Source organism: Patescibacteria group bacterium (assembly GCA_028692545.1).
Taxonomy (GTDB): Bacteria; Patescibacteriota; Patescibacteriia; order UBA1558; family S5-K13; genus STD2-204.
Genome location: JAQUXC010000009.1, coordinates 1 through 20,629, shown reverse-complemented (window position 1 = coordinate 20,629; position 20,629 = coordinate 1). Strand labels below are relative to the sequence as shown.

Annotated in this window: 21 protein-coding genes; 18 read left to right on the top strand and 3 right to left on the bottom strand. The window is 29.5% G+C overall.

The features are described from left to right. Positions 1-50: 50 nt before the first annotated feature. The 8 genes from rplA (at position 51) to PHZ07_03955 (ending at position 5,794) form a co-directional block, all read left to right on the top strand. Entirely contained in the window at positions 51-728 is a 678-nt protein-coding gene (rplA, locus tag PHZ07_03990; GenBank protein ID MDD3284727.1) for a 50S ribosomal protein L1, read from the top strand. A gap of 82 nt (positions 729-810) precedes the next feature. Next, positions 811-2,088 carry an EamA family transporter gene (locus tag PHZ07_03985; GenBank protein MDD3284726.1) on the top strand — a complete coding sequence of 426 codons (1,278 nt, stop codon included), beginning with the start codon at positions 811-813 and terminating at the stop codon, positions 2,086-2,088. Between the two features lie 90 nt (positions 2,089-2,178). Beyond that, complete coding sequence (locus PHZ07_03980; GenBank protein MDD3284725.1) at positions 2,179-2,700, top strand: dCMP deaminase family protein; 522 nt, start codon at positions 2,179-2,181, stop codon at positions 2,698-2,700. 21 nt (positions 2,701-2,721) lie between these two features. Then, the gene (locus tag PHZ07_03975) at positions 2,722-3,282 is read left to right on the top strand and encodes an AAA family ATPase (protein ID MDD3284724.1); all 561 of its coding nucleotides are present in this window, start codon (positions 2,722-2,724) and stop codon (positions 3,280-3,282) included. Then, the gene (gene dut, locus PHZ07_03970) at positions 3,260-3,688 is read left to right on the top strand and encodes a dUTP diphosphatase (GenBank protein MDD3284723.1); all 429 of its coding nucleotides are present in this window, start codon (positions 3,260-3,262) and stop codon (positions 3,686-3,688) included. The genes PHZ07_03975 and dut overlap by 23 nt, the downstream gene beginning before the upstream one ends. 13 nt (positions 3,689-3,701) lie before the next feature. Then, complete coding sequence (locus PHZ07_03965) at positions 3,702-4,514, top strand: thymidylate synthase (GenBank protein MDD3284722.1); 813 nt, start codon at positions 3,702-3,704, stop codon at positions 4,512-4,514. 18 nt (positions 4,515-4,532) lie between these two features. Continuing rightward, positions 4,533-5,012 carry a dihydrofolate reductase gene (locus tag PHZ07_03960; protein MDD3284721.1) on the top strand — a complete coding sequence of 160 codons (480 nt, stop codon included), beginning with the start codon at positions 4,533-4,535 and terminating at the stop codon, positions 5,010-5,012. Continuing rightward, positions 5,012-5,794 (top strand): dTMP kinase, encoded by a 783-nt coding sequence (locus PHZ07_03955; GenBank protein ID MDD3284720.1) that lies wholly within the window; start codon positions 5,012-5,014, stop codon positions 5,792-5,794. Before PHZ07_03960 ends, PHZ07_03955 begins: the two co-directional genes overlap by 1 nt. 7 nt (positions 5,795-5,801) lie before the next feature. Here PHZ07_03955 and prmC read toward each other — a convergent pair whose 3' ends face one another. From prmC to rpmE, 3 genes are all read right to left on the bottom strand, one after another. Continuing rightward, positions 5,802-6,641, bottom strand: a complete 840-nt coding sequence (gene prmC, locus PHZ07_03950) for a peptide chain release factor N(5)-glutamine methyltransferase (GenBank protein ID MDD3284719.1) — start codon at positions 6,639-6,641, stop codon at positions 5,802-5,804. Next, a complete protein-coding gene (gene prfA / locus PHZ07_03945; protein ID MDD3284718.1) occupies positions 6,634-7,692 on the bottom strand; it encodes a peptide chain release factor 1 in 1,059 nt (352 codons plus the stop codon). The genes prmC and prfA overlap by 8 nt, the downstream gene beginning before the upstream one ends. 66 nt (positions 7,693-7,758) lie before the next feature. Next, positions 7,759-8,049, bottom strand: a complete 291-nt coding sequence (gene rpmE / locus PHZ07_03940; protein MDD3284717.1) for a 50S ribosomal protein L31 — start codon at positions 8,047-8,049, stop codon at positions 7,759-7,761. Positions 8,050-8,348: 299 nt separating this feature from the next. Here rpmE and PHZ07_03935 point away from each other — a divergent pair, with 299 nt between their 5' ends. The 10 genes from PHZ07_03935 to PHZ07_03890 form a co-directional block, all read left to right on the top strand. Next, positions 8,349-11,141: a GLUG motif-containing protein gene (locus PHZ07_03935; GenBank protein MDD3284716.1), complete on the top strand. Its 2,793-nt coding sequence runs from the start codon at positions 8,349-8,351 to the stop codon at positions 11,139-11,141. Between the two features lie 355 nt (positions 11,142-11,496). After that, positions 11,497-12,183, top strand: a complete 687-nt coding sequence (gene rpsB / locus PHZ07_03930; GenBank protein ID MDD3284715.1) for a 30S ribosomal protein S2 — start codon at positions 11,497-11,499, stop codon at positions 12,181-12,183. A gap of 88 nt (positions 12,184-12,271) precedes the next feature. Next, positions 12,272-13,054, top strand: a complete 783-nt coding sequence (gene tsf / locus PHZ07_03925) for a translation elongation factor Ts (GenBank protein MDD3284714.1) — start codon at positions 12,272-12,274, stop codon at positions 13,052-13,054. A gap of 67 nt (positions 13,055-13,121) precedes the next feature. Further along, a complete protein-coding gene (gene pyrH / locus PHZ07_03920) occupies positions 13,122-13,823 on the top strand; it encodes a UMP kinase (GenBank protein ID MDD3284713.1) in 702 nt (233 codons plus the stop codon). 3 nt (positions 13,824-13,826) lie between these two features. Continuing rightward, positions 13,827-14,618, top strand: coding sequence for a regulatory iron-sulfur-containing complex subunit RicT (gene ricT / locus PHZ07_03915; protein ID MDD3284712.1), 792 nt, complete (start codon positions 13,827-13,829; stop codon positions 14,616-14,618). Positions 14,619-14,622: 4 nt separating this feature from the next. Next, positions 14,623-14,847: a 4Fe-4S binding protein gene (locus tag PHZ07_03910; GenBank protein ID MDD3284711.1), complete on the top strand. Its 225-nt coding sequence runs from the start codon at positions 14,623-14,625 to the stop codon at positions 14,845-14,847. Between the two features lie 106 nt (positions 14,848-14,953). Further along, positions 14,954-16,666, top strand: a complete 1,713-nt coding sequence (gene recJ / locus PHZ07_03905) for a single-stranded-DNA-specific exonuclease RecJ (GenBank protein MDD3284710.1) — start codon at positions 14,954-14,956, stop codon at positions 16,664-16,666. Positions 16,667-16,668: 2 nt separating this feature from the next. Beyond that, complete coding sequence (locus PHZ07_03900; GenBank protein ID MDD3284709.1) at positions 16,669-17,067, top strand: ribonuclease HI family protein; 399 nt, start codon at positions 16,669-16,671, stop codon at positions 17,065-17,067. A 150-nt stretch (positions 17,068-17,217) separates the two neighbouring features. Further along, positions 17,218-17,733 carry a GNAT family protein gene (locus PHZ07_03895; protein ID MDD3284708.1) on the top strand — a complete coding sequence of 172 codons (516 nt, stop codon included), beginning with the start codon at positions 17,218-17,220 and terminating at the stop codon, positions 17,731-17,733. A 137-nt stretch (positions 17,734-17,870) separates the two neighbouring features. Next, positions 17,871-20,629, top strand: a 2,759-nt coding sequence (locus PHZ07_03890) for a GLUG motif-containing protein (protein MDD3284707.1), incomplete at its 3' end; no start/stop codon positions are given.

The window sequence follows — 20,629 nt, the reverse complement described above, 5'->3', positions numbered from 1 at the left end:
TATGAAATAAGGTGGGGCGTGGGTTAACACCTCAAAGAAAGAACAAAAAAATGTCAAATCAATCAAAGAGAATGAAGGCTTTAAAAGAAAAAGTAGACAGAAACAAGGTTTATGGTTTAGAAGAAGCTGTACAACTTATAAAAGAAACTTCAACTGTAAAATTTGATGCATCTGTTGAAGTACATATTGGGCTTGGTATTGATCCAAAAAAAGGTGACCAAATTATCAGATCAAGCGTAGTTTTACCAAATGGAAATGGTAAGATAAAAAGAATAATTGCTTTTACTACAAAATTAGATGAAGCAAAAAAAGCGGGAGCTGATATTATAGGAGACGAGGACTATATAAGTAAAATCAAAAAAGAAGGTAAATGTGATTTTGATGTAGCAGTAGCAACTCCTGAAATGATGCCAAAGCTTGCTGAGATAGCAAAAATATTGGGTCAAAAAGGTCTTATGCCAAATCCAAAATCAGGAACTATAGGACCTGACGTTACAAAAATGATAGAAGAACTTAAAAAGGGAAAAGAATCTTTCAAAAATGATGATAGTGGAAATGTACATGTAGCCGTTGGAAAGATTAGCTTTGAAGACAAAAAAATTATTGAAAATATACAGGCATTTGTTGAGACAGTAAAGAAAATAAAACCAGTATCTATAAAAGGAACATATATAAAAAATATATATATTTCTTCTTCAATGGGGCCTGGAATTAAAGTTTCTATGTAAAATTTTAATGTCTTTTGATATAAAAAAACCGCCGAGCTGAGCTCGGTGGTTTTTTTGTTTCTAATTTGATATATTTAAAAGGATGATATATAGAGGAAAAATATTAAAGATAGATAAGGGAATAATTATTGGTGCTGGAGCTATTATGCTTGCTGCGTTTTTTTGGAGTTTAGACGGAGTTTTTATAAGACCAAAATTTTATATGTTGCCAGCTGGACTTGTAGTTTTTTTGGAACATCTTTTTGGGTTAATAATTTTAAGCCCATTTTTGTTTATTAATTTTTACAAATTAAGACATTTAAAAAAATCTTCTTGGATTGCGATATTTTGGGTGTGTATTTTTGGTGGACTTTTGGGAACACTTATGATTACAAAAGCATTTTTTGCTGCAATTGATGGTAAGACAACATTTTCTACAGTCATAATTCTGCAAAAACTCCAACCAATATTTGCACTTATTCTCGCAAGAATATTTTTGAAAGAAAAACTTAGTAAGAAATTTTATATTTGGGCATTTATTGGCGTTATTGCTGCATATTTTTTGGCATTTGGACATGTAAATATAAAAGACGTAAATTTGTTTCATAGTGCGGCATTTTTTGCCTTTCTTGCAGCATTTTCATTTGGTAGTTCTACTGTTTTTGGAAAAAAAATTGTAAACAATCTTGATTCAAATACAACAGCTGCACTTAGATTTGGAATTACTACAATATTGGCACTTATTTTGATTTTTATTACAGGAGATATTTTACAAGTATTAAAAGTTAATTCTTTACAATGGCAATTTTTGGTGTTAATAGTTTTTACAAGTGGTGCTGGATCAATGTTTTTGTATTACTATGGTTTGAAAAGAATTACAGCTTCTACTGCTACAATTTGTGAATTGTTTTGGCCATTTTCTGCAATTTTGATAGATTATTTTGTAAATGGAAATGTGTTATCTTTTGTTCAAATTGTTTCTTCAATAGTTTTATTGATTTGTTTTTATTTTGTTGTAAGAGAAAACAATACAAAGCGAAAGGTATTTACTGGAAATGTAATTTGGGGAAGTGGTAGGGGTAGAAAATTAGGATTTCCTACGGCAAATTTGGATACAAAAAATTTGGATATTCCACATGGTGTATATTTAGTAAATATTTATTTTAAAAATGGACAATACAAAGGTTTATTACATTTTGGTTACAGAGCCACTTTTCATGAAGACCCATCAATTGAAGTTTTTATAAGTAGTTTTGATCAAGATATTTATAAAGAAAATTTAAAAATAGAAATAATTTCAAAAATTAGAGATATTATGGAATTTGAAAGTGGTATTGAACTCAAAAAGCAAATAGAAAAAGATTTGAAGTATATTGTCTAAGTATTTTTATATAATTTTTTAAGTTGCTCATATTATCTAAAATTGATAAAATGTTAACAGTTAAAATTTTTACAAATAATCTATTATTTTATGGATAAAAATGAAAGTTCTCATTTGGGTTGGGATGAATATTTTATTAATATAGCCGAACAAGTTGCCAAAAAATCAAAAGACCCATCAACAAAAACAGGTTGTGTTATAGTAGATAATAAAAATAGACCAATATCATTTGGTTATAATGGTTTTATGGGGGGTTGTGATGAGACAAAAATGTCAAATGAACGCCCTATAAAATATTATTTAGTTATTCATGCTGAAATGAATGCAATTTTGTTTGCTAGAAAAGATTTGGAAAATTGTATATTGTATACTCTTTATGCTCCTTGCGAAAATTGTTTGAAGCACATTATTCAAGCTGGTATAAAAAAAATTATTTACAAAAACTCTGTTGTTGAAAGTAGGGCAAACAACAATGCAAAATCTATGACAAATCCACTCACAGATGAAGCAGTTACTAGACTTTTATTATCAAAACCAGAAATTGATTGTCATAATGTAAATGGTAAGAGCTATTTGGAAGAAATTTGGGGAAATGAAATTCCAAAATATTAATTAATGAGTAATTTTAAAATTATGAAAAAAATTATTTTGGGATTTGTTGGAGAATTAGGCGCTGGTAAAACAGTAATTTGTAATTATTTGAAAGATAAGTATAGCGCAAATTCATATCGTTTTTCAGATCCTTTAAGAGATGTTTTAAATAGAGTATATTTGGAGCAATCAAGAGAAAATATGCAAAATTTATCTACTATTTTGAGGGCTCAATTCGGGCAAGATTTGCTTGCAAAAATAATGGCAAATGATGCAGACAAAGACAAAGGAGAAATAGTAACTGTTGATGGAGTAAGACGTTTTCCTGATATTGAATATCTTTTAAAACTTGATGGATTTTATCTTGTATATGTAACAACTGATTCAAAAACTAGATATGAAAGAATTGTTTCAAGAAATCAAAATCCAGGAGAATCAGATATTAGCTATGAACAATTTTTGGAATCAGAAAAATCTGAAGCAGATATAAGTATAAAAGATGTTTCTAAACAAGCAAATTTTACAATAGAAAATAATGGAAGTATTGAGAATTTATATAATAAAATAGAAAATATTTTAAATGAAATTAAAAATAAAAATTAAAAAATTATACGAAGATGTAATTACTCCTTCTTATGCACTAGAGGGTGATGCTGGGCTTGATATTTATAGTCGTGAAGATGCTATTATAAAGCCAGGAGAAAAGCATATTTTTCATACTGGTTTTGCACTTGAAATTCCAGAAGGCTATTGTTCTTTGATTTGGGACAAAGGAAGAATTTCAAATTTATATGATTTAAAAGTAATGGGTGGAGTTTTTGAATATACTTATAGAGGAGAATACAAAATTTGTATTTTTAATTTAGGAAAAAATTTTTATGAATTTAAAAAAGGTGATAAGATAGCACAATTTTTGATTCAACCAATTATTACAGCTGAAATGATAGAAGTTGATGAGCTAAGTGATACAAAAAGAGGTCACGGAAGATGGGGAAGTACAGGAAAATAAATAATTTATATTTATGAAACAATATTTAGATTTGATGAAAAAAATAATGGACGAGGGGAGTGACAGAGAGGACAGGACTGGTGTCGGAACTCGTGGTATTTTTGGTGCTCAGATGAGATTTGATATATCTGAAAAATTTCCACTTTTAACTACAAAAAAAGTTCATTTAAGATCTATTATTTATGAATTATTGTGGTTTTTGAAGGGTGATACAAATATAAAATATTTAAATGATAATGGTGTGAGTATTTGGGATGAATGGGCAGATTCAAATGGAGATTTGGGTCCGATTTATGGTAAACAATGGACTGCGTGGCAGGCGAGTGATGGCACAAAAATAAATCAAATTCAAAACGTGGTTGATGAAATAAAAAATAATCCAAATTCAAGAAGAATTATTGTAAGTGGATGGAATGTTGGAGATCTTCAAATGCTTATAAAAGGCAAAAAATCTGCACCACCACCATGTCATTCATTATTTCAATTTTATGTAAGCGATGGAAAATTGTCTTGTCAGCTTTATCAGAGAAGTGCAGATTTTTTTCTTGGCGTTCCTTTCAATATTGCGTCTTATTCACTTCTTACAATGATGATGGCACAAGTTTGTGATTTGAAGCCTGGTGAATTTGTACACACTTTTGGTGATGTTCATATATACAAAAATCATTTTGATCAAGTAAATTTGCAACTATCAAGAATTCCAAAAGAATTACCTATTATGAAAATAAACAAAGATGTAAAAGATATTTTTGGATTTCAATTTGAAGATTTTGAGCTTGTAGACTACAATCCAGATCCAGGAATAAAAGCCCCAATAGCAATTTAAAAAATTAATTATTATAATATGACAAAATTAAGTATAATATGCGCAATTTCTCTAAATAATGCAATTGGAAAAAACAATAAACTACTTTTTGATATTCCTGAAGATTTGGAACACTTCAAGAATATTACAGAAGGACATCCTGTAATAATGGGTTTGAATACTTATAATTCAATAGGTAGACCTCTTCCAAAAAGAACAAACATAATATTAAGCAAGGAAAAAATGGAAATAGAAAATTGCTTGGTATTTACTTCGCTTGATGAGGCAATTACAAAAGCAAAAGAATTAGATAGTGAAGAAGTTTTTGTAATAGGTGGAGGAAGTATTTATGCTCAGACAATAAATTTGGCAGATAAATTATATCTTACAATTGTAAATGAAATAGTTGAAGATGCAGATACATATTTTCCAGATTATTCAGAATTTAAAAATATTACAAAAGAAGAACATTTTGAAAATGATAATTATAAATATAAATTTGTTGAATTTACAAAATAATGCAAGATAAAAAAGGAAAATTTATTGTTATTGATGGGCTTGATGGTATTGGAAAAGGCACTGGTATAAGTGCAATTATTGACTTTTTATTATCGCAAGGAAAAAGAGTGTTAGATTTAGATAGATATTGGAGAGAAATGCATTTTCATCCAGATTTTGAAAATAAAACAATTCAAGGAAAAGAAAATCCATATTTTGTAAATTTGGATGATTATGATGTTATTAGATCTTCTGAGCCAACATTTACTGGAATTGGAAAAACAATTAGAGATGAAGTCATAAGTAAGCTCGGAAGAAAATATTCTGCACATTTTACTGCATCATGTTATGCTGGTGATAGATTGGTGTTATACAAAAGAGTAATTTTGCCAGCACTTGAGAAAGGAAAAATAGTTATTCAATCAAGAAGTGTTTCTACGTCTATTACATATCAATTTTTACAATCTAAAATACAAAAAGAAACAGAATTGAGCGTTGAAGAAATAATAAACCTAGAAGGAAACAAATTTACACTTGATAATCCACCAGATTTACTTATAATTCCTACAATAAAAAATGTAGAAGAACTCATGGAAAGATTAAAAAATAGATTGGAAAAAGATGATAACTGTGGGTTTGAAAATTTGGAATTTCAATTACAACTCAAACCTCTTTACGAAAGTGAAGAATTTAAAAATATTTTTACATCACGTGGCACAAAAGTAGAATATATTGATGCAGGAATATCCCCAGAAGAAACTGGGAGACAAGCTGTAAATGTATTTAATAGGACAATTGAGTAATAGAATCTTACAACTCTACAATTATAATTCTTAAAATACCTGTCAGGTCTTTTTTGTTTTCTATTTTTGATTTAGGAAAAAGATTTTTTATAAAAGAAGTCAGAGGTTTAAATTGTTCAGGATTTAATTCTATAAAAATATATTTTGGTTTGTATTCTAATTCTTTTATTTCTTTAAATAGTTTTTTGTAATGATACAATCCATTATCTTTGGAGTAGAGTGCTAAGCTAGGTTCATATTTTATAGATTTTTCTTTGTAATTATTTTCTAAATAAGGAAGATTTGCTATTATTATATCCGATTTTGTGTCTTTCAAATTTTTTAGTAAATCACTTTTTACAAATTTTATATTTTTTATATTATTTAATTTTGAATTTTTCTTAGTAATTTTTAAAGCTTTTTCTGATATATCTGTTGCTGTAATATTTTTTACTCCGTTTTTTGAAAGTGCAATAGAAATACACCCAGAGCCGGTTCCTATTTCTAGCAACGTCGGACGTTGACAACGTCCGACGTTGTAAATTTTCAAAACCTCTTCTACTAATAACTCTGTTTCTGGTCTTGGGATAAGTACATCTTCATTTACAATAAATTTTATTCCAAAAAATTCCTTGTACCCTAATATATATGCAATCGGATAATTTTTGCTTCTTTTTTGAATAAGTTTTTTGTAATTTTTAATTTGATATTTATTTAATTTGAAATCAGGATATGTATAGAGAAATTCTTTTGATTTTTTTAAGACAAATGATAATAATAATTCAGCATCTAGATATGCTGAATTTATTTTATAATTATTTAATTTTTTTGTTCCCCAGATCAATATTTCTCTAATTTGATTATCCATTTTTATAATATTCTTTTAGTTTCAAAATGAATTCATCAATATCACCATCAAGAACTCTATCTAGATTATGTGAAGTCAAATTTATTCTATGATCAGTTACTCTATTTTGAGGATAATTGTAGGTTCTTATTTTTTCAGATCTATCACCAGTTCCTACTTGGGATTTTCTAGTCTCTGATAACTCCCTCATTCTTTTTTCTTCTTCAAAGGCAAGTAAGCGGGATTTCAAAATTTGCATTGCTTTTTCTCTATTTTGAGTTTGAGATCTTTCATCCTGGCATGAAACTACAAGTCCAGATGCCATATGAGTAATACGAACAGCAGAATATGTTGTATTTACTGATTGACCACCAGCACCGCTTGAGCAGAATGTATCTATTCTTATATCCTTTTCTTCTATCTTTATATCCACATCTTCTGCTTCAGGAAGAACCGCAACTGTAGCAGCTGAAGTATGTATTCTTCCTGCTTTTTCTGTTTCTGGTACACGCTGAACACGATGTACGCCACTTTCATATTTGAGTTTTCCAAAAGGTCTTTCTCCTTTTATCAAAAATATAATTTCTTTAAATCCGCCAATCTCTGTACGACTTTCACTTATTATTTCTATTTTCAAATTGTTTTTTTCTGCATATCTTGAATACATCCTAAACAAATCTGCTCCAAAAAGCGCTGATTCATCACCACCAGTTCCAGCACGAATTTCCATAATCGCATTTTTTTTATCAAGCGGGGATGATGGATTTATCATTTCATCTGTTTCTATATCTAATTTTTGTAATATTTTTTCTAATCTTTCTTTTTCAGACTGTGCCATATTTATCATTTCTTCATCGTCGGATTTTATTATTGTTTCACACTCTAATATTTGTGATTCAATATTTTGAATTTGTACAATATTTTCATGTGTTTTTTTTATTTCAGCATATTTTTTTGCCAATTCTTCTGATTTTTTTCTATCATTAAAAATATCTGGATTATTCATTTCAGATTCAAGGCGTAATAACTCCTGTTTAATTTGTTCTATTTTTTCTGGGCTTATATTTGTCATAAGTTTATTATAACAAAAAACACTCTTTATAATAAATATGTAGAGTGTTTTTTTATACTAAAAACGTTATTTTTTATTACCCTTTGCATTATTGACTTTTTTTGTAATTTGTCTTACTTTTTTTGCTTTTTTACCAATTTTATCTTTTGCTATATTGGCTTGGCTTGCAATTCTCTTTTGATATTTATTAATAACTCCAGCATCATCTATAAGTTTTTGTTTGCCAGTATAGAATGGATGACACTTAGAACATATTTCTATGTTTAATGTTTCAAGAGTTGATCCAATTTCAAAACTATTACCACAAGTACATTTTACCTTTGTTTTGTTGTATTTTGGGTGTATATCCTTTTTCATATAATTTCTTAATTATTGTAATTATAGAAAGATAATAGCAGATATTTCTAATAAAATCAAATCCATTTCTACCCCCCCCCTCATATTTTGTGATATAATAATTATATATTAAAATTCTTTCCTCACTCCCCAACCCCTCTCCATTTATAATGGAGAGGGGAGGATGTTTGGTGATAATCAAACGCCTTTCTCTACTCAGGTCGAATGACCTGATGGGAGAAAGGCTGGGGATGAGGGGGAAATTAATTAATAAGTTAAATAAATAAAATAATTGGATTATATAATCCAACAAAACAAGTATGAAAAAACTAAACAAATATTTAATTTTTTCTGTATTTATATTTATGTTTTTTATAAACATAAATACTACAAAAGCAGCTACTACGACTATAGATAGTATTCAAGATTTATACAATGTAAGAGATGATTTATCTGGTAATTATGAATTGGGCGTAGATCTAGATTTCAATGATATAGATAGTTATGATGAAACTTTAATAGATGGATATGATTTAGTATTAGACTTTAAAAATGCAATGACAAGTGGAACAGGATGGAATCCAATAGGAACAAGTACAGCACCATTTATAGGAAATTTTGATGGAAACAGTTATATAATATCAAACCTGTTTATTAATAGGCCAGCAACGAGTTTTATAGGATTATTTGGATATACAGAGAGTAATGGAATATTAATAGATATATTACTGGAAGATGTTGATATAACTGGAACAATGTATGTCGGTGGATTGGTTGGACTTGATACTGGTGCAACAATAACAAATTCATATTTCACTGGAAGTGTAAGTGGATCTTCTCAAGTCGGTGGATTGGTTGGACAAAATAATGGTGGAACAATAACAAATTCATATTTCACCGGAAGCGTAAGTGGAACAGGAGATGTTGTCGGTGGATTGGTTGGATTTAACGCGGGAACAATAACAAATTCATATTTCACCGGAAGCGTAAGTGGAACAGGAGATGTTGTCGGTGGATTGGTTGGACAAAATGTTGCAACAATAACAAACTCATATTCCACAGGAAATGTGAATGGGGGAAGCAATGTCGGTGGATTGGTTGGAGATAATTATGAAACAATAACAAATTCATATTTCACCGGAAGCGTAAGTGGAACAGGAGATGTTGTCGGTGGATTGGTTGGATTTAACGCGAGAACAATAACAAACTCATATTCCACAGGAAGTGTAGATGGAGGAAGCAATGTTGGTGGATTGGCTGGATATAATGATAGTACAATAACAAACTCATATTCCACAGGAAGTGTAAGTGGATCTTCTAAAGTCGGTGGGTTGATAGGATATATTGCTGGTGGAACAATATTAGACTCATATTCTACAGGAGATGTAACAGGAACAGGAGACTATGTCGGTGGGTTGATAGGATATGTTACTGGTGGAACAATAACAAACTCATATTCCACAGGAAGTGTAGATGGAGGAAGCAATGCCGGTGGATTAGTTGGGCGAAATAGTGGTGCAACAATAACAAACTCATATTCCACAGGAAGTGTAATCGGAACAGGAAATCATGTCGGTGGATTGGTAGGAGATAATTATACAACAATTTCAAACTCCTATTCTACAGGAGATGTAACAGGAACAGGAAATCATGTCGGTGGATTGGTAGGAGATAATTATACAACAATTTCAGACTCCTATTCTACAGGAGATGTAACAGGAACAGGTGATTATGTCGGTGGATTGGTAGGGGCTAATTATGTAACAATTTCAAACTCCTATTCTACAGGAAGTGTAACTGGAACAGAGCTTACTGTAGGAGGATTGTCTGGAGCTAATTATGGCACAATCACCAACTCCTACTACAACTCACAAACATCAGGTCAATCAGATAATGACGGAAGAGGTACTCCTAGAACTACACTAGAAATGACATATCCATATGATGAAACAAGTACTACTACTTATGTAGGATGGAATTTTGATACTATTTGGTATCATGATACAACAGGAATTGTAAATAGTAGTTATCCATATAATTATTATGCAGATATAATACAACCCACATCAACTATTTTAATTGATTCAGGAGATATATCTACAAATTCAACAACAGTAACATTAACATTTACTGCAAGTGATAATTATTCAGCTATTACATCAATGCAGATGATGATATCAAACTATGAATCATTTACAACAAGTACTGGATGGATAGATTATGCTAATTCTACTAGTACATGGGAAATATTAGGAACAAGTGGTGTTAATACTGTTTATTTTAAAATAAAAGATGAAGCTGGAAATATTTCAGCAACATCTACGGATACAATAATATTTGATAACACATCACCAGTCATCACCATTCTAGGATCAAATCCATTATCAATATACAAAGGAGATAGTTATTATGATGAAGGAGCTACAGCTACAGATGCAGTAGATGGAGATATAACAAATGATATAGTAACAACTAGTAATGTAGATATAAATACTATAGGATCATATACTGTCACATATGTAGTAAGTGACACTGCTACTAATACAAGTACTTCTACAAGAGTAGTAAATGTGATAGCAAGACCATCAACTGGATCAACAGGTGGAGGATGGAATAATGATACAAACAACAATACAGATGATAATCAAAATAATGATAATGAAGAACAAGATACTAATGATAATGAAGAAAACAATGAAAATGAAGAAATTAATGAAACAGAAATAAACAAAATATGGAAAACAGGTAAGTGGGTAAAGACAGAGGATACTAGTACAGTGTACTTTGTAGATACTGACAATATTAGACATGCATATTCAAATGAGAAGATATGGTATTCATACTTTGATAATGATTTTTCATTTGTAACTACAATAACCAAAGAAGAACTAGCTACTTATACACTAGGAAAGAATGTTCCATACAATGCTGGTATACTATTTAAAATACCAACAGTAGCTAAAGTATATCTAGTAGGAAGTAATGGAACTATAAGATGGATAAAGACAGAAGATGTTGCTATTAGATTATATGGATTAGAATGGAATAAACTAGTTCATGATTTACCAGATGAATTGTTTGGGGATTATACGATAGGTGAGGATGTTGAATAGAAATATAAAATAACCTCACCCCCCTGGCTACGCTAAAGCTATGCCAAGGCGAGCAACCCCTCTCCATTTATAATGGAGAGGGGAGAAGCTTAGATTATATATCAAAGCAATCATCCCTCTCTATCTTGAGCGAAGTCGAAAGATGGAGAGGGGATGGGGGTGAGGCAAATATGATAATTTATAATTGTTGCGGGATCTTGTTTTGTGGGATAGGTTAATTGGGTAATAGTTAAGTCTTTTTAGTGATTTTGTGATATTCTACATATTGCAAAATTTTATTTATTATGTTAATATTTAAACACTTTTAAGCATGAATAATGCTATTTGTTTAATTAATTATTTTTTAAAGTAAAATATGAAAACAGTATCAATACTAGATTTGTTAAAAAGTGGAGCACATTTTGGACACAAAACATCAAAAAGATACCCTAAAATGGATAAATATATTTTTGGTATAAAAGGTGGTGTTCATGTTATAGATTTGGAAAAAACTATTACAGCATTAGAATCAGCTAGCAATTTTGCAAAAAAAATATCTGCAAATGGTGGAAAAATACTTTTTGTAGGTACAAAAAGACAAGCCAAATCAATAATCAAAGAATCCGCAGAAAAATGTAATATGCCATATATTGTTTCAAGATGGCTTGGTGGTACATTTACAAATTTTGAAAACATAAATAGACTTCCAAAGAAAATGAAGCAATTAGAAGAGGACACCGAAGCAGGAACATATAGTAATCATACAAAAAAAGAAAAGTTAATGGTAAGCAGAGAAATTGTAAAATTAAAAGAAATAGCTGAAGGTATGAGAAATATGGAAAAATTACCAGATGCTATATTTGCAATAGATATAAAAGATGAAGATACTGCTATACAAGAAGCTATAAAAAAAGGAATTCCAGTTATTGCAATAGTTGATACAAACGTAAATCCAGAGTTAGTGGATTATCCAATACCAGCAAATGATGATTCTGTAAATACAATACAGCTTGTAACTGATATTATTACAGAGGCAATTATTGAAGGAAGTAAATCAAAATAATCTTAATATAAATAAAAATTTTCTATTTCAAGAGATAATTGATTTACTTATCAATTTAATTATTTAGTTTATTTTTAAAATAAAAAATATGACAGACTTAAAACAAATAAAGGAATTAAGAGAGCTAACTGGAGCAGGAATGATGGATTGCCAAAAAGCACTTGAAGAAAGTGGTGATGATATGGAAAAAGCTGTAGAAATACTTAGAAAAAAAGGTGAAAAAATAGCTACAAAAAAATCAGATAGGGATGCAAAAGAAGGTGTTATTGCTATAGAAAAACTGGATAATAAAATAGCAATAGTCGCTTTGAATTGTGAAACAGATTTTGTTGCAAGAAATGAAAATTTTATATCAGTTGTAGGTGAATTTGCAAAACATTTACTTGAGAATGGAAAAGATGATTTTGAAAATTTTGCAAACGAAAAAATTCAAAACGAACTTATAGTGAGAATAGGTGAAAATTTAAAATTAGGATTTTTTGATCTTTTTGAAGAAAATGTTTTGGGATTTTACTTACATTCAAATAGAAAAATTGCTTCTATAGTTTCTTTGTCATCTGGAACTGAAGAATTAGCAAAAGACATCGCTATGCATATAGCAGCTATGAATCCTGAATATTTACGTCCAGAAGATGTTCCATTAGAGATAATAGAAAAAGAAAAAGAAATATATAAAGAGCAATTAAAAACAGAAGGTAAACCAGAAAACTTAATAGAAAATATACTAAAAGGAAAAGTAGAGAAATTTTACAAAGATAATTGTCTTATCAAACAAGCATTTGTAAAAGATGATAAGATTAGTATAGAAAATTTATTGAAAGGTGCTGGAGAAAATATTGTTATTGAAAAATACAAGAGATATAGTTTGTAATTTTTTGAAAGAATACTTGTCTGTAGTATAATGAAATTAGGTTTTTAATTTCTTAAATCATTATTCTATGAAATATAAAAAAGTTATTATCAAATTATCAGGTGAAACATTATCTTCTTCTGATGGTTTTGGTTTTGATTTTAAAAAAATAAAAGAAGTTGGTGAGGAAATAAAGAAGGTATATAAATCAAAAACAAGAGTAGCTATAGTAATAGGAGCTGGTAATATATTTAGAGCTAGAATGATAAAAAATAATGAACTTTCTAGAGTTGAATCGGACAATATGGGTATGATTGCTACTGTTTTAAATAGTATCTGTTTATCAGGATATTTGACAAAAATTGGTGTACAAAACAATATATTTTCAAATGTTGAGATTTCTGGTATTGTAGATGCATACTCAAACAAAAAAGCTTTGGATGTTTGGGAAAATGGAAATGTTCTTATATTTGCAGGTGGAACTGGTAATCCATTTTTTACAACAGATACATCTGCTATTTTGAAATCACTCGAACTTGGTGCTGATATAGTAATAAAAACAACCCAAGTTGATGGAGTGTATGATAAAGATCCGGAAAAATACAAAGACGCAAAGAAATTTTCAAAACTTAGTTATAAAGATGCACTTCTAAATAGTATCGCAATAATGGATATGACAGCTTTTGCACTTGCTATGGACAATAAAGTTTTAATTAGAGTTATAAAATTTGAAAAGGATAATTTAATAAAAGTTATAAACGGAGCTAATATTGGGACATTAGTAAATTAATTTATGAAAATTATAAGTGTAAAATTTACAGCTTGGGATACTCCTTATTATTTTCTATCAAAAGATGAACATAATAATGATTTAGATCTTAAAATAGGAGATAAGGTTTTGGTAGAAACTATTATCGGTATTGATATTGGAGAGGTCTCTGAAATAAAAGATGTTGAAGATGATAATAGTATAAAACCTATAATACATATAGCAACAGAAGATGATTTGAATGTTGTGAAAAAAAACAATTCAAATGTAAAAAAAATATTAAAAGAAATAAAATTATTGGCAAAAAAATATGAATTGGATATGAAGTTATCAGATATTCATATATCATATGATGATAAAATGATGATAATATCTTTTATATCAGATGGAAGGGTAGATTTTAGAGAATTGGTAAAAGTTTTATCAAAAAAATATAAAAGAAAAATTAGATTATATCAATTGGGTGTAAGGGATGAGGCAAAGTTTTGTGGTGACATAGGTGATTGTGGACAAGTATTATGTTGTAAAAGATTTTTGAAAAAATTGGAAAGTATAAATACTGGTTTTGCAAGAGATCAACAAGTAGCTCATCGTGGACTTGATAAATTATCAGGTATGTGTGGAAGACTTAAGTGTTGTCTTGCATACGAGGAAGATCTTTATCAAGAAATTTTGAAAGATATGCCCGAGATAGGAGAAAAATTCAAAACAAAACATGGATTAGCTGAAGTAATAGAACTTTTACCACTCAAAAATTCTATAAAAGTAAGACTTGATTCAGATAGAAGTATTATAATAGTAGAATTAACAAAATAAAAAAATGTATAAAACACAAAAAGATAAAAAAACTTTTATAAATCATGAAAAATATTGTAAAGGATGTAGTCTTTGTATAGAATTTTGTCCAAAAAAATGTCTTAGTCTTACAGATAAAAGAAAAGGAGTTTATGGAAATGAAGTAATAGAATGCAATATTGACGAATGTATACAGTGCAAAATATGTGAAAGAATTTGTCCTGATGGAGCAATTAAGATAGGAGAGTAGATTTAAGGTTTAAGCTTTCAGGTTTCAGATTTTTTAAAAACAGGGTCAAAGGACTTTGTTTTTTTAAAATTTTGCACATTTTATCTTTTTAACTTACAATAATATTATGTCAAAAAAGTGGAAAATATTATCAAAAATTAATGATGAAGAATTTTCAAAATTTCCGGATATAAATCAAACTATTCTTCAATTACTATATAACAGAAATATAAACACTCAAGAAAAAATAGATGAGTTTTTTAATGCTGATTATATTGGTGATATTTATGATCCATATATCCTTTCTGATATGAAGAGCGCTATAAATAGAATTTATCAGGCTTTGAAAAACAAAGAAAATGTACTTGTGTATGGTGATTATGATGCAGATGGAGTTACTAGTTCTGTGCTTTTGGTGGATATTTTGGATTTTATTGGAATAAAAGCAGAAGTGTATATTCCGTCAAGAGAAACGGAAGGGTATGGACTTAATATGGATTCAGTAGGGGAAATTATAAAGAATAAATATAATTTAGTAATTACTTGTGATTGTGGGATAAGTAATTTTCAAGAAGTAAGTGAATTTAATAAACACAATGTAGATGTAATAATAACAGATCATCACAAAGAACCAGAAAAACTTCCAAAAGCATACGCTATAATTCATGCAGGGCTAAAGAGAGAAAAATATCCATGCAAAAATCTTGCAGGAGTAGGAATTGCTTACAAATTAGCATGTGGAATATTAAAGAGTGATTTGTGTCATTTGTCTGATGATGAAATACACAGAAAAGCTAAATGGCTTTTAGATCTTGTTGCAATAGGAAGTATTACAGATATGGTGCCACTTGTAGGAGAAAATAGAACTCTTGTAAAATATGGACTTTTGGTTTTGCCCCAAACAAAGAGATTAGGATTGCAACAGTTGTATGAAATATCAGGAACAAATGTAGAGCGTATTAATAGTTATACTATTGGTTTTCAAATAGGACCAAGATTAAATGCTGCGGGTCGTATGGGTCACGCAAATACTGCATTTGAATTATTAAAAACAAATAATTTAGAAACTGCAATAGAAATATCAAGAGAGTTAAATATTAGCAATACAAAACGTCAAGATGTGACAAGTAAAACAGTATCAGAAGCAAAATCTCAAATTGATTATGTGGATGAAAATACAAGATATATATGGGTTTTTAATAAAGATTGGAATTTGGGAATAATAGGACTTGTAGCAGGAAAATTATCTCAAGAATATTATAGACCAGTTTTTGTTTTGGGTTATGATGGGGAAAATTGTGTTTGTTCATGTCGTGGTATAGATGAAGTGGATCTTATGGAGATTATCACAAAATTTAGTGATAAATTGATACGTTTTGGTGGACACAAATCAGCAGCAGGATTTTCTATAAAAGAAGAAAATATAGAACATGTAAAAAATATTATTCAAGGTGAATTAGACAAAAAATTGGATGGTCTAGAGCTTAGTCCATCTTTTTATATAGATACAAAAATAAATTTTTCTGAAATAGATTGGAAACTTTGGGATTATTTAGAAAAGTTTGAACCATATGGTATGGAAAATAATAGACCAAAATTTTTAACAGAAAATTGTATTGTAAAAGAAATTCAATATTTAGGAAAAGACAAAACTCATTTAAAAATTACCTTGGAAAAAGATAAAATTATCAAAAAAGCAGTTGGTTTTAGTATGGTAAATAAATTTTCAGGATTAGAAGTGGGAAATAGTATAGATATTATATTTGAAATAGATATAAATGAGTGGAATGGAAATAGAAGTCTGGAGCTTTATATTGTTGATTTAAAAATTAATGCATAATTATGTATAAATTATTTACAGATGGTGGATCACGAGGAAATCCAGGGCCAGCAGGAATTGGTGGAGTTTTGTATAAAGACGACAAAATAATTGCTAATTTTTCAGAATATATTGGAAATACTACAAATAATCAAGCAGAATACAGGGCCTTATTAACAGGTTTAGAATTGGCAAAAAAACACAAATTAGATACCTTGGAATGTTTTTTAGATAGTGAATTGGTAGTAAAACAATTGAAAAAAGAATATAGAGTAAAAGACAAAGATCTTGGAGTGCTTTTTGTAAAAGTATGGAATTTGAGCTTGGGTTTCAAAAAAATTACATTTACTCATGTAAGGCGAGAAAAAAATCAAGATGCAGATATGCTCGTAAATGTTGCTCTTGATAAACATTGCAAATAAAATATTTTATCATTAAATTTTGTGGAATTTAGGAGTCACCTCGTCTTCGACTCCGAGGTCGCTCAGACTCGAGGAGACCGCAACGGAGAGGTCTCGTAGTTATTATCCAAGTGGATTAAATATTTTAATATTATTATTTAAATTTAAAATATGATCACAATTAGATCGCATCAAAAGACTGATATTCCATTTCGTGTAAAATGGCTTAATAATGTTGATGCTAATATTTTTATCGGTAGAGAATTAAACAAAAAAACAACACTAAAAAAAGAAAAAGAATGGTTTGATAATTATAAAAAAGATAAAAATAAGAAGTTTTTTACAATTTTAGATAACAAAAAACCCATAGGTTTTATGGGCTTGTCAAATATTAATAAAATAAACAAGAATTGTGATTTATTTATTATGATTGGTGAAGATGACTATAGAGGAAAGGGGATTGGTAAAATAGTTATGGATTGGTTGATTAATTATGGATTTAATAAATTAAAGTTACATAAAATAAATTTAGGAGTTGTCAGGGAAAATAAATTTGCTATTAAATTATATAAGAAATTGGGCTTCAAAATTGAAGGAAAAATGATTGAAGAAATGATGTATAAAAATAAATACCACGATTTTTATTTAATGGCATTATTTAAAAAAGACTATAAATATAAAAATTAGTATTTTTTGTTGGGATATATATTTAAATACATTTATTTAGGGCGTCGAGTCATTCGACTCGGCGCCCTATTAATTTATTCCCCCCCCCTCATAATTTTGTGATATAATGATAATATAAAATTAACTTAAATATTAATATGAAAAAACTAAAAAAATATTTTATATTTTTCTTTGCGGTATTTATATTTTTCGTAGTAGGCATAAAAACATCTTTTGCTATACAGGCTTGGCAAAATGTAGGTGAACCAGGATTCTCAGCAGGAGGGGCATATTATACCTCCATTGCTATTGATGCTACAGGAACTCCATATGTTGTGTATCGTGATGGTGGAATTAGTAATAAGGCTGTAGTAAAAAAATTTGATGGTTCAAGCTGGGTTACTGTAGGTACGGCTGGATTTTCAGCCGGACAAGCAGATTATACCTCCATTGTTATTGATGCTACAGGAACTCCATATGTTGTGTATCAAGATTATGGAAACAGTAGTAAAGCTGTAGTAAAAAAATTTGATGGTTCAAGCTGGGTTACTGTAGGTACGGCTGGATCTACATTTAGAAAAGCATATTACACATCTTTAGCTATTGATGCTACTGGCACACCATATATTGTATATAAAGATGTTTTACAAGAAGAGATAGTTGGTAGAGATGGTGTTATAGTAAAAAAATTTAATGGTTCAAGCTGGGTTACTGTAGGCACATACTTAGCCGAAAAATCAGATTATACTTCTATTAGTATTGATGCTACCGGCACCCCATATGTTGTTTATAGTGATAGTGGAAATAGTAATAAAACAACAGTAAAAAAATTTAATGGTTCAAGCTGGGTTACTGTAGGCACAGCAGGATTTTCAGCAGGAGCGACAGCTTATACTTCAATTGCTATTGATGCTACAGGAATTCCATATGTTGTGTATCGTGATGGTGGAATTAGTAATAAAGCCGTAGTAAAAAAATTTGATGGTTCAAGCTGGGTTACTGTAGGTGAGCCAGGATTCTCAGTCGGAATTGCGAGCTATACTTCTATTGCTATTGATGCTACAGGAATTCCATATGTTGTATATCAAGATGGTGGCAAGGCCGTAGTAAAAAAATTTGATGGTTCAAGCTGGGTTACTGTAAACAAAGCTGGATTCTCAGAAGGAGAGGCATATTATACCTCCATTGCTATTGATGCTACAGGAACTCCATATGTTGTATATAGAGATTATGGAAATAGTTATAAAGTAACAGTAATGAAATCTGTAGAAATTATTCCTATTTTAATAGATAGTATTCAAGATCTATATAATATAAGAAACTATCCAGATGAATATTATATATTAGATGCAAATCTAGATTTTAATGATTTTTCTAGTTATGATTCAACCACTTCAACAACTGGATATGAAACAGTAGAAGATTTTCAAGTAGCAATGACAAATGAAACTGGTTGGTTTTCTATTGGAACTAATGCAGCAAAATTTACAGGAACATTTGATGGTAATGGATATACAATATCAAATTTATTTATTAATAGACCAGAAACTGATTATATAGGATTATTTGGAGTTACAAACAGTGATGCAATATTAATAAATATAGTATTAGAAGATGTTAATGTCACTGGACATAATTTTGTCGGTGGATTAGTAGGATATAACGATGGTAGTACAATTTTAAACTCATATTCCACAGGCAGTGTAAGTGGAGGTGATAGCAGTTGGTCGGTTGGAGGATTAGTAGGATATAACGATGGTGGTACAATTTTAAACTCATATTCCACAGGCAGTGTAAGTGGAGGTAATGGAAGTTATCAAGTTGGAGGATTAGTAGGGGGGAATTTTGGTACCATTTTAAACTCATATTCCACGGGTAGTGTAAGTGGAACGTATCATATTGGTGGATTGGTTGGAAGGAATAGTGACACCATCTCAAACTCTTATGCCACAGGATTTGTAACGGGATCAAGCGATATCGGTGGATTAGTGGGAATTAATTATGATACAGTAGAATCATCTTATTATAATAGTGAAACATCAGGTCAATCAGATTATGACGGAAGAGGAGAACCAAGAACAACATTAGAAATGACTGATATTGATATATTTGTAGATTGGGATTTTACAGATACTTGGAGTATAGATGAAGGAGTAAGTTATCCATATCTACAAATACAAGATAGTATTTATATATATAATTATCTAAATACTATTCCAAGATTAACAAAAACTATTTCAAGTATAGATACAAATTACTACGTAACATTAGACTGGAGTGCAGTAACAGTTCCAAGTGGTTATACACTTGTAGGATATGATATATATGAAAATGATATAAAAATAGAAACAGCCACAACATCTATTCAATATGTAGGTAGTATAGAAAGTGGTTATAGTTATGAGTATTATATAACAGCAGTATTTGAAAAAGATGAAGTTCAGTTACAAACAAAATCAAATATTATTTCATTTACTTTTAATGGTATATCTAGTATTCAAGAATTATATAAAATAAGAAACAATTTAGATTATGATTATGATCTTGTTGCTAATTTAGATTTCAATGATATAGATAGTTATGATGAAACTCTCATAGATGGATATGATACAGTATTAGACTTCAAATCTGCCATGACAACAGGAACTGGTTGGCTTCCTATTGGAGATTATGATAATAAATTTATGGGAAATTTTGATGGAAATGGATATATAATATCAAATCTTTATATAAACACTGATTTAGATGAGTATATTGGATTTTTTGGATGTGCTGGTGAAATGTCTAATCTTACAAATATTGGCTTAGAAAATATCAACATAACATCAACTTACGATGATTATGCTTGGGGTATTGGTGGATTAGCAGGGGCAAATTATCTTGGTACTATTACAAATTCATATACAACGGGAGTAAT

What these genes read in the sequence shown, in the direction of transcription:
- rplA (MDD3284727.1), top strand. Translation starts at nt 51, where the DNA reads ATGTCAAATCAATCAAAGAGAATGAAGGCTTTAAAAGAAAAAGTAGAC.
- PHZ07_03985 (MDD3284726.1), top strand. Translation starts at nt 811, where the DNA reads ATGATATATAGAGGAAAAATATTAAAGATAGATAAGGGAATAATTATT.
- PHZ07_03980 (MDD3284725.1), top strand. Translation starts at nt 2,179, where the DNA reads ATGGATAAAAATGAAAGTTCTCATTTGGGTTGGGATGAATATTTTATT.
- PHZ07_03975 (MDD3284724.1), top strand. Translation starts at nt 2,722, where the DNA reads ATGAAAAAAATTATTTTGGGATTTGTTGGAGAATTAGGCGCTGGTAAA.
- dut (MDD3284723.1), top strand. Translation starts at nt 3,260, where the DNA reads ATGAAATTAAAAATAAAAATTAAAAAATTATACGAAGATGTAATTACT.
- PHZ07_03965 (MDD3284722.1), top strand. Translation starts at nt 3,702, where the DNA reads ATGAAACAATATTTAGATTTGATGAAAAAAATAATGGACGAGGGGAGT.
- PHZ07_03960 (MDD3284721.1), top strand. Translation starts at nt 4,533, where the DNA reads ATGACAAAATTAAGTATAATATGCGCAATTTCTCTAAATAATGCAATT.
- PHZ07_03955 (MDD3284720.1), top strand. Translation starts at nt 5,012, where the DNA reads ATGCAAGATAAAAAAGGAAAATTTATTGTTATTGATGGGCTTGATGGT.
- prmC (MDD3284719.1), bottom strand. Translation starts at nt 6,641, where the DNA reads ATGGATAATCAAATTAGAGAAATATTGATCTGGGGAACAAAAAAATTA.
- prfA (MDD3284718.1), bottom strand. Translation starts at nt 7,692, where the DNA reads ATGACAAATATAAGCCCAGAAAAAATAGAACAAATTAAACAGGAGTTA.
- rpmE (MDD3284717.1), bottom strand. Translation starts at nt 8,049, where the DNA reads ATGAAAAAGGATATACACCCAAAATACAACAAAACAAAGGTAAAATGT.
- PHZ07_03935 (MDD3284716.1), top strand. Translation starts at nt 8,349, where the DNA reads ATGAAAAAACTAAACAAATATTTAATTTTTTCTGTATTTATATTTATG.
- rpsB (MDD3284715.1), top strand. Translation starts at nt 11,497, where the DNA reads ATGAAAACAGTATCAATACTAGATTTGTTAAAAAGTGGAGCACATTTT.
- tsf (MDD3284714.1), top strand. Translation starts at nt 12,272, where the DNA reads ATGACAGACTTAAAACAAATAAAGGAATTAAGAGAGCTAACTGGAGCA.
- pyrH (MDD3284713.1), top strand. Translation starts at nt 13,122, where the DNA reads ATGAAATATAAAAAAGTTATTATCAAATTATCAGGTGAAACATTATCT.
- ricT (MDD3284712.1), top strand. Translation starts at nt 13,827, where the DNA reads ATGAAAATTATAAGTGTAAAATTTACAGCTTGGGATACTCCTTATTAT.
- PHZ07_03910 (MDD3284711.1), top strand. Translation starts at nt 14,623, where the DNA reads ATGTATAAAACACAAAAAGATAAAAAAACTTTTATAAATCATGAAAAA.
- recJ (MDD3284710.1), top strand. Translation starts at nt 14,954, where the DNA reads ATGTCAAAAAAGTGGAAAATATTATCAAAAATTAATGATGAAGAATTT.
- PHZ07_03900 (MDD3284709.1), top strand. Translation starts at nt 16,669, where the DNA reads ATGTATAAATTATTTACAGATGGTGGATCACGAGGAAATCCAGGGCCA.
- PHZ07_03895 (MDD3284708.1), top strand. Translation starts at nt 17,218, where the DNA reads ATGATCACAATTAGATCGCATCAAAAGACTGATATTCCATTTCGTGTA.